The 12,378-nt window shown below is 40.6% G+C and carries 15 protein-coding genes; 12 read left to right on the forward strand and 3 right to left on the reverse strand.

The genetic code is table 11. The annotated features are described in order from the left end of the window. On the forward strand, nucleotides 1-453 hold a 453-nt coding region (locus tag AC1M9F_RS08710), incomplete at its 5' end, for a hypothetical protein (RefSeq protein WP_481597564.1). A gap of 22 nt (nucleotides 454-475) precedes the next feature. Here the strand turns inward: AC1M9F_RS08710 and AC1M9F_RS08715 are convergent. After that, nucleotides 476-1,411, reverse strand: coding sequence for an LpxL/LpxP family acyltransferase (locus AC1M9F_RS08715; protein WP_481597565.1), 936 nt, complete (start codon nucleotides 1,409-1,411; stop codon nucleotides 476-478). 235 nt (nucleotides 1,412-1,646) lie between these two features. Here AC1M9F_RS08715 and AC1M9F_RS08720 point away from each other — a divergent pair, with 235 nt between their 5' ends. The 5 genes from AC1M9F_RS08720 to AC1M9F_RS08740 all read left to right on the forward strand — a co-directional run bounded on the left by AC1M9F_RS08720 (nucleotide 1,647) and on the right by AC1M9F_RS08740 (nucleotide 5,745). Next, nucleotides 1,647-2,522 carry an urease accessory protein UreD gene (locus tag AC1M9F_RS08720; RefSeq protein ID WP_481597566.1) on the forward strand — a complete coding sequence of 292 codons (876 nt, stop codon included), beginning with the start codon at nucleotides 1,647-1,649 and terminating at the stop codon, nucleotides 2,520-2,522. Nucleotides 2,523-2,618: 96 nt separating this feature from the next. Then, on the forward strand, nucleotides 2,619-2,921 hold the full coding sequence (ureA, locus tag AC1M9F_RS08725) for an urease subunit gamma (protein ID WP_481597567.1): 303 nt from the start codon (nucleotides 2,619-2,621) through the stop codon (nucleotides 2,919-2,921). 22 nt (nucleotides 2,922-2,943) lie between these two features. Continuing rightward, nucleotides 2,944-3,252 carry an urease subunit beta gene (locus tag AC1M9F_RS08730; protein WP_035270651.1) on the forward strand — a complete coding sequence of 103 codons (309 nt, stop codon included), beginning with the start codon at nucleotides 2,944-2,946 and terminating at the stop codon, nucleotides 3,250-3,252. Between the two features lie 12 nt (nucleotides 3,253-3,264). Continuing rightward, complete coding sequence (ureC, locus tag AC1M9F_RS08735) at nucleotides 3,265-4,965, forward strand: urease subunit alpha (protein ID WP_481597568.1); 1,701 nt, start codon at nucleotides 3,265-3,267, stop codon at nucleotides 4,963-4,965. 243 nt (nucleotides 4,966-5,208) lie between these two features. After that, nucleotides 5,209-5,745 carry a GNAT family N-acetyltransferase gene (locus AC1M9F_RS08740; RefSeq protein WP_481597569.1) on the forward strand — a complete coding sequence of 179 codons (537 nt, stop codon included), beginning with the start codon at nucleotides 5,209-5,211 and terminating at the stop codon, nucleotides 5,743-5,745. Between the two features lie 22 nt (nucleotides 5,746-5,767). On the opposite strand, the gene AC1M9F_RS08745 is transcribed toward AC1M9F_RS08740, so the two are convergent. Continuing rightward, nucleotides 5,768-6,241 (reverse strand): nucleotide triphosphate diphosphatase NUDT15, encoded by a 474-nt coding sequence (locus tag AC1M9F_RS08745; protein WP_481597570.1) that lies wholly within the window; start codon nucleotides 6,239-6,241, stop codon nucleotides 5,768-5,770. 449 nt (nucleotides 6,242-6,690) lie between these two features. Here AC1M9F_RS08745 and AC1M9F_RS08750 point away from each other — a divergent pair, with 449 nt between their 5' ends. The 5 genes from AC1M9F_RS08750 to AC1M9F_RS08770 all read left to right on the forward strand — a co-directional run bounded on the left by AC1M9F_RS08750 (nucleotide 6,691) and on the right by AC1M9F_RS08770 (nucleotide 10,111). Further along, on the forward strand, nucleotides 6,691-7,578 hold the full coding sequence (locus AC1M9F_RS08750) for a DMT family transporter (RefSeq protein WP_481597571.1): 888 nt from the start codon (nucleotides 6,691-6,693) through the stop codon (nucleotides 7,576-7,578). Between the two features lie 171 nt (nucleotides 7,579-7,749). Further along, nucleotides 7,750-8,235, forward strand: coding sequence for an urease accessory protein UreE (gene ureE / locus AC1M9F_RS08755; protein WP_481597572.1), 486 nt, complete (start codon nucleotides 7,750-7,752; stop codon nucleotides 8,233-8,235). Further along, nucleotides 8,222-8,887, forward strand: a complete 666-nt coding sequence (locus tag AC1M9F_RS08760) for an urease accessory protein UreF (RefSeq protein WP_481597573.1) — start codon at nucleotides 8,222-8,224, stop codon at nucleotides 8,885-8,887. Before ureE ends, AC1M9F_RS08760 begins: the two co-directional genes overlap by 14 nt. A 22-nt stretch (nucleotides 8,888-8,909) precedes the next feature. Then, a complete protein-coding gene (gene ureG, locus AC1M9F_RS08765) occupies nucleotides 8,910-9,524 on the forward strand; it encodes an urease accessory protein UreG (RefSeq protein WP_481597574.1) in 615 nt (204 codons plus the stop codon). Nucleotides 9,525-9,541: 17 nt separating this feature from the next. After that, nucleotides 9,542-10,111: a HupE/UreJ family protein gene (locus AC1M9F_RS08770; protein ID WP_481597575.1), complete on the forward strand. Its 570-nt coding sequence runs from the start codon at nucleotides 9,542-9,544 to the stop codon at nucleotides 10,109-10,111. A gap of 55 nt (nucleotides 10,112-10,166) precedes the next feature. Here AC1M9F_RS08770 and AC1M9F_RS08775 read toward each other — a convergent pair whose 3' ends face one another. Then, nucleotides 10,167-12,077: an ATP-binding cassette domain-containing protein gene (locus AC1M9F_RS08775; RefSeq protein WP_481597576.1), complete on the reverse strand. Its 1,911-nt coding sequence runs from the start codon at nucleotides 12,075-12,077 to the stop codon at nucleotides 10,167-10,169. Nucleotides 12,078-12,111: 34 nt separating this feature from the next. Between AC1M9F_RS08775 and AC1M9F_RS08780 the strand changes: the two genes are divergently transcribed. Further along, complete coding sequence (locus AC1M9F_RS08780) at nucleotides 12,112-12,357, forward strand: SlyX family protein (protein ID WP_035266784.1); 246 nt, start codon at nucleotides 12,112-12,114, stop codon at nucleotides 12,355-12,357. The last annotated feature ends 21 nt before the right edge of the window (nucleotides 12,358-12,378 follow it).

Below are 12,378 nucleotides of genomic sequence, written 5' to 3' on the forward strand. Positions count from 1 at the left end.
GAAGCTAAAGAAGCTAAAGAAGCTAAAGAAGCTAAAGAAGCTAAAGAAGCTAAAGAAGCTAAAGAAGCTAAAGAAGCTAAAGAAGCTAAAGCACAGTCTTTTGCTCAAAAAGTAACGCCTGAACCAACAGCCTATCAATGTTTTGCTGAGCAGTGTCCAAGGGTGGATTTAAAAGAGATTCAAATTGATCTCAACGGAAAAGTACCAAAATTTATAACCCCTGTTGCTGTCGGTGAAATTCATGCAAATCAATGGACTCGTTTAGGTACGGAGTTCAATGTAAATTGGACAGATCAGAATCAAAATAAAACTTCAGAAAAGCTGATATTAAATGTCTTGGACATGCAGCATATGACTTTAAAAGATGAGTTAGGTCGTATCAACCGCTATAAGATGGTAGAGGCGAAAAAGCCTGATACTGATAAAAATTCAGATGTATTAGAAACACAATAAAAAAGCGGCTCAGCCGCTTTTTTTAATAAATTTTTTCAAAACCTTCGGGACGTGTTTTAAATCTACGGTGGAACCACATATATTGGGTTGGTGCTAAACGAAGTTGATTTTCAATAATCAAATTTGTTCGTGTCGCGTCTGCAATTTCATCTTCACTTGGCATATTGTCTAACGCAGGTTCAATCAAAATATGATATTTCGGATTTGTAATATCACCTTTACGGTAGAAGTAAAGTGGAATCGCGGCAGCTTTGGTTATTTTTAATATACGGCGATGTGCAGTTACAGTGGCTGCGGGTACACCAAAAAAGGGCGCCATAACACCTTGTTTAAGACCAAAATCTTGGTCGGGACTATACCAAATAGGTCGTCCTTCTTTTAAATGACGGACTAATCCACGCATATCATCATGGTCGATTTGATGGGTATAAATCGTGGCACGACAACGGTAAATCAGCATATCTAGCAATGGATTATTTTGCGGACGATACACGACATCTGGATCAAAATACTGGGCACATACATACCCACCTGCATCGAGTAGGGTAGAGTGTGTACCAAGTAGTAAAGCCCCACGCCCTTCAGCTTGCACTTGTTGAATATGTTCTAAACCTTCAATCGTTACACGATCTTTAAACCATTTGGGACAATACCAAGCATTCAGTGTTTCAAAAACACCGATCATTTGATCAATAAAGACTTGGCGAGCATTTTCATAACGGAGTTCGGGCATCCATTCAGGAAAGCAGACTTCTAAATTTCTTAAAGTTGTTTCACGACGTGAACGCAAGTATTTGAAAGCTATATTTCCCATCAGATACGCTAAACGATGCTGAATTGCCCAAGGTAATATCGCAAGGAGCATCAGAAATATAATACCAATCCAAATGCCCCAATATTTTGGCATTAAGAAAGACCACTGGAACTCTCCCGGTTGGTAGTTTTTCTGTTTACTCATATTCAAACTTGATAACAATTTAAGGTAATTCACTATATTAGCACGAACTGTTTTTTTTCGGCGAAGGCAACAATCGGATTCTTTAGAAAAACGTTCTTAGATTTTTCACATGAATTACTCATCAATATCAACATTAAGTGCCTAAGAACCTTTAACCAAAATTAGCTTGAGCAAACTTGGTGCAATTTTTGCAGAACATTTACTGAAAATGATATGAATACGAAGATGACCGTGAATGAATCAAGTATTGTTCAATGAGCCAGTCAAAAATGCACAGTATTGGTTTGCTAAATTAGAGTTAGGTTTTACCAAAGATTCAAATCGCACAATTTTGGCGCATCGTAAGCACTTTGGACCTGTTCGCGTGCAAAAGATGCTGTGGCCTGAAAAAACAGGAGTATGTCACGCCATTATTGTTCATCCACCTGCTGGAATTGCTGGTGGAGATCATCTTACCTTTGAAATAAAAATAGATCAGGATTCGCATGCTTTGGTTACCACACCTGGCGCAGGGAAGTGGTACAAAACCAATCTTAAACAAGCATTTCAACATATTCATATTCATGTCCAAGATGAGGCGATTTTCGAATGGCTTCCTCAAGAGACGATGCTCTTTAATGGTGCGAATGCAAATTCAGAAACAATCGTACATTTGGACGCTGCTGCCAGTTTTATCGGTTGGGATATGTTGGTGATTGGACGGCAAGCAAGACATGAAACCTTCTCGCAGGGTGCTTACCAAAATAAATTTCAGCTTTATCAAAATCAGAAAATATTGGTTGCAGACTGTTTAAATTTTAAAGGCAATGATCGTTGGTTAAAGTCCTGTTTAGGGATGAACGGTCATGCAGTGATGGCCAGTTTTTGGGCAGTGCCTCCAGAACAATACCGGTCAAATTTCTATCTTGATCAACATATTGATCAAATTCGTGAATTAATCATGCGTATGAATATTAACGTCACATTGACGTTACTCGATTACGTCGTAACCGCACGTTATCTCGGAGATGATGTACGTGAGTGTCATGATGCATTTGCTGCAATTCGTGCAAAGCTTCGTCGTTATTGGTTTGATCTTGATGAAGAGTTCCCAAGAATTTGGCGCACATAAATTTATTCTTGTCATAGCAACATAGTTAAGTTGTTTTAACACAAACATTTGAGCACACATCTTGCATCAATATTTAAAGATAGTGAGGAAAGCATTATGGAACTAACACCTACAGAAAAAGACAAAATGCTGATTTTTACTGCGGGGCTTGTAGCGGAAAGACGCAAGGCCCGTGGATTAAAGCTGAATTATCCAGAAGCAGTGGCTTATATTTCTGCCGCACTATTAGAAGGTGCACGTGAAGGAATGAGTGTGAGTGACCTCATGCATTTTGGAACAACATTGCTAAAACGGGATGAAGTAATGGAAGGCGTGGCTGAAATGATCGCAGAGGTCCAAGTGGAAGCGACATTTCCTGATGGTTCAAAACTGGTCACTGTACATCAACCGATTGTGTGATGTCTGAGAGGAAAAATTAAATATGATTCCAGGTGAAATCATTACGTCCGATACAGACATTGAAATGAATGTCGGACGGGCAACGCTCAAAATGACGGTAGCAAATGCAGGGGATCGACCGATTCAGGTTGGGTCACATTATCACTTTGCTGAAGCGAATGATGCGTTGCAGTTTGATCGTGAGTTAGCACGAGGATATCGACTGAATATTGCTGCAGGTACAGCGGTGCGTTTTGAGCCAGGACAGAGTCGAGATATTGAACTTGTTGCACTCGCAGGTAAGCGTGAGGTGTATGGCTTTGCGGGTCGTGTTATGGGTAAGTTGGATTAAGGGAAAATAATAATGAAAATGTCACGCCGTGCTTATGCGGAAATGTTTGGTCCAACGGTAGGTGATCGAGTTCGTCTCGCGGATACTGAGCTGTTTATTGAAGTTGAGCAAGACCTCACTACCTATGGTGAGGAAGTGAAGTTTGGCGGTGGTAAAGTGATTCGTGATGGCATGGGACAATCACAACTGTTGGCTGAAGATGTTGCGGATACGGTCATTACCAATGCGCTGATTGTGGATTGGTGGGGTATTGTCAAAGCTGATGTCGGTTTAAAGAGCGGTCGCATTTGGAAAATTGGGAAAGCGGGAAATCCAGATATTCAGCCCGATATCACCATTCCACTTGGTGCAGCGACGGAAGTGATCGCTGGTGAAGGACAGATTCTCACCGCGGGCGGTGTCGATACGCATATTCATTGGATTTGCCCGCAGCAAGTTGAAACCGCACTGATGTCCGGTGTGACCACCATGATTGGTGGTGGTACAGGCCCTGCGGCAGGGACTTCTGCAACAACAGTGACACCGGGGCCTTGGCATATTGGGACAATGCTTCAAGCCATAGATGATTTACCGATGAATATTGGTCTACTCGGTAAGGGAAACCTAAGTCAGCCCGACCCAATTCGTGAGCAAATTCGTGCAGGGGTAGTAGGTTTAAAGCTACATGAAGATTGGGGTTCAACCCCTGCAGCGATTGATACGTGTCTGACCGTTGCCGATGAGTTTGATGTGCAGGTGGCCATTCATACTGACACGTTAAATGAAAGCGGTTTCTTGGAAGAAACCTTGGCTGCATTTAAAAATCGTACCATTCACACCTACCATACCGAAGGCGCAGGCGGTGGACATGCCCCTGATATTTTAAAAGCCATTGGTCAGCCGAATGTGTTGCCATCTTCCACCAATCCAACTCGTCCGTATACCATCAACACCATTGATGAGCATTTGGATATGCTGATGGTGTGTCACCATTTAGACCCTGCGATTTCTGAAGATGTGGCATTTGCGGAAAGTCGTATTCGACGTGAAACCATTGCAGCAGAAGATATTTTGCAGGACTTAGGTGCCATTGCCATGATGTCATCAGACTCGCAAGCGATGGGGAGAGTTGGTGAAGTGGTGATTCGCACATGGCAAACCGCACATAAAATGAAAATACAGCGGGGTCCTTTAGAAGGTGACAATGCCACGCATGACAATAATCGGGTCAAACGTTATATCGCCAAATATACAATTAACCCTGCCATTACGCATGGTTTAAGCCATGAAATTGGCTCGGTTGAAGTGGGGAAACTTGCAGATTTAGTGTTGTGGAAGCCTGCATTTTTTGGGGTGAAGCCTTCGATGATTATTAAAGGTGGCATGATTGCAGCTGCGCCGATGGGAGATATTAACGCTTCGATTCCAACACCACAGCCTGTGCATTATCGTCCGATGTTTGGGGCAAATGCGCGCGGTGTGCATAACACCTGTATCACCTTTTTATCCCAAGTCGCCATTGGGGCAGGTGTACATGAAAAATTGGGTCTGAAAAAGTTGATCAGTCCATGTAAAGGTACACGCGATATTCAGAAGAAAGATATGAAACTAAATACCTATTGTCCTGTGATGGAGGTTGATCCTGAAATTTATGAAGTGCGAGCCGATGGGAAATTGCTAACCTGTGAGCCTGCGGAAGTATTGCCGATGGCACAGCGGTATTTCTTGTTTTAAAGTTGTCTCTAGAAAAGATAATTACTGTGATAGGTGATAAAGTCTTATGTAATTAATAAGACTTTATCATTAGATAGAATTCATCGATTTATTTTAAATACATAAAAATTTCAGCGGAATAAACGCGTTTGCTAAAAGAAATTAAACACTGAATTAAAATATATAAATTTTAAATTTAATCGATATTAGAAGTTTTCCAAGCACAAAAAATATTAAATTTAATAGATTCATAGAGGTACTCTAATGATTGAAACTGAGAGACTAATATTAAGACAATGGAAGGAAGCAGATTACTCATCTTTTATAAAAATGGGTTTAGATCCAGATGTTATGAAATATTTTCATGAAGTTTTGACCCCACAACAGAGTATTGAGATGGCGGAAAAAATTTATGAGTTAATTGAACGAAACGGGTGGGGCTTTTGGGCTGTAGAGTTGAAAGATACTAGTGAGTTTATTGGTTTTATTGGATTGCACAATCAACCAGTGTTATTCGAATTTTCTCCATGTGTTGAAATTGGATGGCGGTTATTAAAAAGATATTGGGGAATGGGGTACGCAACAGAAGGTGCAAGAGCTGCATTGTTATATGCTTTTGAAGAGCTTAATTTAAATAAAGTAGTTGCATTTACAGCTTTGACAAATAAGCCTTCAGAAGCAGTTATGAAAAGGCTAGGTATGACCGAAGTTAAGCAATTCAAGCATCCAGAATTACCTACAGGGCATATTCTTGAAAATCATATTTTATATGAAATAAATAAAGATACTTTTATAAAATAATTTTGAAATTAATTTATTAAAACTAATCATTCTTGGACAAGGAATATACAGACCATTTTTTATCTTGAAATTGCTTGAGCCAATGTCTAATCATGACTTCAGTTTCAGGAAAAAGTGGTTGTGGAAGTTCATCAATGCTAAACCATTCCCAACGCTCAAAAATCTCAGGTTCTGTCACGCAAATTTGAGTTTTTAAACGTTCATCTAAAAGTTGATAAATCGTTCCGAACGTAACTTTTACTGCCACAGCATTCTGATCAATGATCGTATTTAAGGGTTGAATAGATTCAATATATTGACTTAGATCTAAAGCAGTTTCCTCTAACAATTCGCGTACTGCAGCATCCTCAAATGATTCATGCGCATCCATTTTTCCACCCGGAAAACACCATGAGGCAGGCTCATCATTTTTGTTTCTATAACCCAATAGAACTTTTTGACGTTGATCCATCAACATGATGCCCACGCCGATGATTGGGTTACTTTTAATATTCATGATTGTGCACATCTAGCTGCTCTGTGTTCTACAAAGTACAACAGCGATATGACAACGCTAACTTTCAAATGTTTCAAAACATGTAATTTAAATAAAAAATCATTCACATTTATAGGGGATTTTACCTATCACTATAGTGAAGAAAACCTATTTTATTTCTCTAAAACCTCTATACCAGTGAGAAAAAGTCAATATTTATACAAGATAATCCCTTAATTCAACATAGATTCATAATTTATAAATTTGTATTGTTATTCAAATCTGTTCTTGTTTTGTGACTTATAATTCAAAGTTGAAACTATATAATCCGCTACAAACATCTAAAGGTCTCTAAGTTTAGATATTTCAAACTTTATGCTATCTACATACAATCCTTTTTTGATTAGTCATTACACTGGATGAGGCATAGAATAAAACCCGTCAGTCCTACTCATTAAAGTGATATTTTTATGGCGTTCAGTTGGATTCTCTTTACCCTCATGGCTGCTTTTATGCAGGCTTGGCGCAATGCTTTTCAAAAACAACTGAGTACCACTGTCGATGTATGGGGCGTGACCCTTGCACGCTTTATCTTCGCCTTTCCTTTTGCATTGATTTATTTGAGTAGCCTTTATCATTTCTCACCTGTAACAGCGACTGTTCAATTTACGACAAAATATTGGATTTATATTTTTATCGCAGGCATTAGCCAAATTTTAGCCACTGCATTGATGGTGCAGTTATTTAAACAAAAAAACTATGCCATTGGCGTGGGACTGGCTAAAAGTGAAGCGATCTTAGCTGCAATCATTGGCGTTGCTTTTCTCTCTGATCATTTGTCATGGTTGGCATGGTTTGGGGTGTTACTGGGTGGTTTTGCTGTGTTTCTGTTGAGTCGGGGGCATGGTTTTACTGGATTTTCACCCAAAACACTGGTGATTGGCATCGGAAGTGGTTTGTGCTTTGCCATCACTTCATTATTGGTCAGAGAGGCAAGTCTTGAACTAACAATGTTGCCAACAATTCATCGTGCTGCATGGGTATTACTGTCGGTGATTGGCTTTCAATGTTTGAGTATGCTTTTGTATCTCAGTTTATTCAGTCGTCAAACGCTGCTGGCGATGTGGCAACGTCTAGGATTGACCTTTAAAGTCAGTGTATGTAGTTTTGTGGCATCTCTCGGATGGTTTACTGCCATGAGTATGATGAGTGTCCCAGTGGTGAAAACACTTGGACAAATTGAAATCTTATTTAGTTTGTTGATTTCAGCTTATTTCTTTAAAGAAAAGTTAGCGAAGGCCGAACATTTGGGATTAGCCTTAGTTGTAATTGCAGCAATCTTGGTGATCTGGGCTTAAACATTTTTATAGATCATTGAATATTATTTAATAAGAAAGAAGGGGATGCACCAATAGATTTCATGTTGGCATGAATAATGCTTAATTTTGATGCGTAAATGGATTGATGTTGAACAAGACATTTCGCGAGTTGAAATTAAAGCAAAGTATTCAAGTGACAATAGGAAAGGCATGAAAATCTATACTCAAAGAATAGAAGCAGTGACAGAAGATCAAGCTTTCGAAACTGTGCAACTCAACTTTGATACACGACAAAAGAGCCGTTTTCGTGCAACTTTAGCTTCAGGGGGCGATATTGGTGCAGATTTACCGCGTACAGGTATTCTTCGCGGAGGATCATTTATAGCAACTGAATCAGGTGACTTACTGCGGGTGGATGCTTTGCCTGAACGCCTAATGTGTGTCCAAGCTTCATCTGAATTTGAGCTTTTGAAAGCAGCCTATCATTTAGGGAATCGTCATGTCCCTCTTATGCTCACTCCTCATGCATTATATTTTGAACCTGATCATGTCTTAGCAGAAATGGTCGAAGGATTGGGTTTAATAGTGACTGAAGTGGATCATCCATTTGAGCCAGAAAGTGGTGCTTATGCTCAGCATGGACATGATCATCGTCTCAGCCCAATCAAAGCGATTCATGCTCATGCGCATCACTAATGCAGCTCACTTACTCAAACTGTTAACTTTGTCCTCTACAGCTTTGCCTGTAGGCGCTTATTGCTATTCGCAAGGTGTTGAAAGTGCGATCGATCAAGGTTTGATCCATAATGAGCAATCCAGTATTGCGTACTTCGAAGAAGTTCTGGAAATGCTTTTGGTTCGTTTTGAGCTACCTGTATTGAAGCGTTTGATGCAGGCCCATGATGATGAACAGCAGTTTAATCATTGGGCGCAGTTCTATCGTGCTAGTCGTGAAAGTCGTGAGTTATTAGCTGAATCTCAGCAGTTGGCATTTTCCTTGAACGCATGGATTAAAGATGTATTGAAAATGACCGTTACGGTCAAAAAACAACTTGGATTTGTACCTGTATATGCTCAGTTATGTGGGCGATTGGATCTGAATATCGAAGATGTTTTAACGGCGTATACGTTTACTGTTTTAGAAAACCAAGTGCTTGGCGCAGTCAAAACTGTGCCGCTCGGTCAGATGAGTGGTCAACGAATTTTGTGGCATTTACATGGCTTAGTCCCAGATGCCATAACGCATGCAATGTGTATAGAAGATCATCAACTTAGCAGTGCCTTACCTCAATATGCCATGCTCAGCATGTCTCATGAAACACAATATTCGCGTTTATTTAGATCTTAAAAATTATCATAAGGAATCAATCATGTCAGAACGTTCTCCTTTACGTGTCGGAATTGGTGGACCAGTCGGATCTGGTAAAACAGCACTGACTTTAAATTTATGCCGTGCATTGCGTAATAAATACAATATGGCGGTGGTGACCAATGATATTTATACCAAAGAAGATTCCAACTTCTTAACTCGTCATGAAGCCATGTCACCCGATCGTATTGTGGGGGTGGAAACTGGCGGTTGCCCTCATACGGCTATTCGTGAAGATGCCTCAATCAATTTGGCAGCGATTGATGACTTATGTGAAAAGTTTGATGGTCTGGAGTTAATTATCATTGAAAGTGGTGGCGATAATTTGGCAGCAACGTTTAGCCCTGAACTGTCTGATCTGACGCTATATGTGATTGATGTTGCTGGTGGTGAAAAAATTCCACGTAAAGGCGGTCCAGGCATTACCAAGTCGGACTTACTGATTATCAATAAAACAGATTTGGCGCCAATGGTTGGAGCGAATTTGCAGGTGATGGACCAAGATGCCAAGCGTATGCGAGGAGATAAACCGTTCTTGTTTTCAAACATGAAAACTGAAGAGGGTTTAAACGAGATTATCAGTTTTATTGAAAAACAAGGTTTATTCAAAGCTTAAACAAGAGGGCTTAAAGGATGAAACAATGCAATAAATTCGGTCTATTCATTCTGGCAGGTGTTCCGAGCCTTGTAATGGCACATCCAGGCCATCATCACCATGACGTTAATTTTTGGACGGGCTTCATTCATCCGTTTACAGGATTGGATCATTTGATGATGGTACTCAGTTTAGGCGTCTTGATGTGGAGCATGTCTAAAATTTGGAAGATGATTGGGGCATGGGGCTTGCTTACAGCGCTCGTTGCTGGATTCAGTTTAGGTGCACATGGCATTATTCCGACTGGCGTTGCAGAAATTGGAATTGTAAGTTCATTGTTCATCTTAGCTGTAAGTTTATGGACCAAATCGAACAGAATTTTTCCAGTTGCAGCAGTGTTTCTATCAGTTTTTCATGGTTCAGCACACGGAGCTGAATTAGCGATGAATGGAAATGTTGGCGTTCAGATTTTAGGCATGATTACTGCCATGGCAATGATTTATGCACTTGGACTGGGTTTAGGGGCATTGATGGTGAAATTTGTTCCACAAGGTAAAAAGATTGTAGGTGTGCTAGCAGCATTGGTTGCAGTAATTGGTTTAGCGTGATCAATCTTGACAAAAAAAACTCCGCAAGCGCGGAGTTTTTTATTTACTAGGGTAATCAGCTACCATTCGCAAGACTTTCAAGCGCTTCCCAGCGTTCTAATTTCTCTAAAAGTAGCTCATCAATTTCAGTAAGTCGAATTGAAAGTTGAGTTGCTTTGTTACTATCTGACACAAATAAAGAACCATCTGCTAAAAGTGCATTAATCTCGGCTTGTTCCTTTTCCAAAGCTTCCATTTCAGCAGGAAGTTGTTCTAAAGCACGTTGATCTTTATAGCTTAGTTTTACTTTTTTAACCGCTGGTGCAGGGGTTGCCGCCGCTTCAGCTTTTGCAGCTGCTTTCTTCACCGCAGATTTCTGATCGACTACAGTTTGATCAGGACGTTGCATGAGGTAGTCTTGATAACCACCGACATATTCATCGATATTGCCTTTGCCATCGAATACCCAAGTTGAGGTCACGACATTGTCCATAAAGGCACGGTCATGCGAGATCAACAATAAAGTTCCTTTGTAATCACTGAGCATCTCTTCAAGCAGCTCAAGCGTCACCATATCCAAGTCATTGGTTGGCTCATCCATCACGATGAGGTTCGATGGTTTAAGCAGTAATTTCGCTAATAAAATGCGGTTACGTTCACCACCAGAAAGGGCTTTTACAGGTGTACGAGCACGCTCAGGGGAGAACAAGAAATCTTGTAAATAGCTATAGATATGACGACGTCCGCCATTGATATCGACAAAGTCTGACCCTTCGGCCACGTTGTCTTTTACCGATTTTTCAAGATCGAGCACGTTACGAAGCTGGTCAAAATAAGCCACTTCGAGTTGTGTCCCTGTTTTGACCGTACCTGAGTGTTCTTGTTGACCCAAAATTGCTTTGATCAGCGTGGTTTTACCGACACCGTTGTCACCGACTAGACCAATACGGTCACCGCGTAGCACCAATGCGTTAAAGTTTTTGATAATTGGAGGATTGTCGCCAAATTGCACACTGAGGTTTTCAATTTCGAAGACCACTTTGCCTGAACGTTGAGCATCTTGGGTGGCCATGCTCACTTTGCCTTGCTGCGAACGGCGGGCTTTAGATTCTTCTCGTAATGCTTTTAAGGCACGCACACGACCTTCGTTACGGGTACGACGTGCTTTAATACCTTGACGAATCCAAACTTCTTCTTCTGCTAACTTTTTATCGAACAGCGCATTTTGTTTTTCTTCTGCTTCCATCTGTGCAGCTTTGAGTTCGAGGTAACGTGAATAGTTCCCTTCATAACTGCGTAAGATGCCACGATCCAGTTCCACAATACGTGTAGCAATACTGTCTACAAATGAACGGTCATGCGAAATGAAGAGTAATGTTAGATTATTTTGATCGAGTAAGAATTTTTCTAACCACTCGATACTTTCAACATCTAAATGGTTCGTTGGTTCGTCGAGTAACAAAACATCAGGTTGGGTGAGTAGTGCGCGTGCAAGAAGCACACGACGTTTACGACCACCTGAAAGATCAGCTAAATCAGCATCAGGATCAAGTCCCATTTTACTGAGGATTGAATTCACTTTAGTTTCAAGTGCCCAACCATCTAATTGATCCATTTTATGTTGCAAGTTACCCATGCGATCGCAAGCTTCCATATCACCAAGTACGCAAGCTTCGCTTGCTTCGTGATAAGCTCTAAGAACAGAAGCTGCTTCACCTGCGCCATCTGCCACAATATCTGCAACACGTCCCGAGTCCATTGGCACGTCTTGAGCCAGCATAGAAATGGTAATACCATTTTGCAGGGAAACTTCACCAGCGTCAGGCAATAAACTTCCATCAATGAGTTTAAGTAAAGTAGACTTACCCTCACCATTACGGCCAATCAAACACACTCGTTCGCCGCGCTCTAAACTAAAATTCGCGCCGTCGAGTAAGTACGGTCCACCAAATGCGAGTTGGACGTCCCTTAAGGTAATATAGGCCATAATGTTTCCTGAAATCCCCTGATGAGGACTTATAATGTCGAATCAAAAAAATCTAAATGAGCAGGCGTCATTTTCCGCACCCATAGAAGATTTGCAAGTCCGAATTGCATTTTTAGATGAATTAGTTGATCAGTTAAATATTCAAATTGCATTACAAAGCCGTGAAATCAGCGATTTAAAGAAACAAATGCAAATTTTGTATCAACGTGTTGAAGCTACTCATGCTGACGATGGTGTTGCTCCATTTGATCCAATTTTGGATAAACCGCCACATTATTAAGACGTGACATAAATACTGATT

Source organism: Acinetobacter sp. ANC_7504, assembly GCF_056779995.1.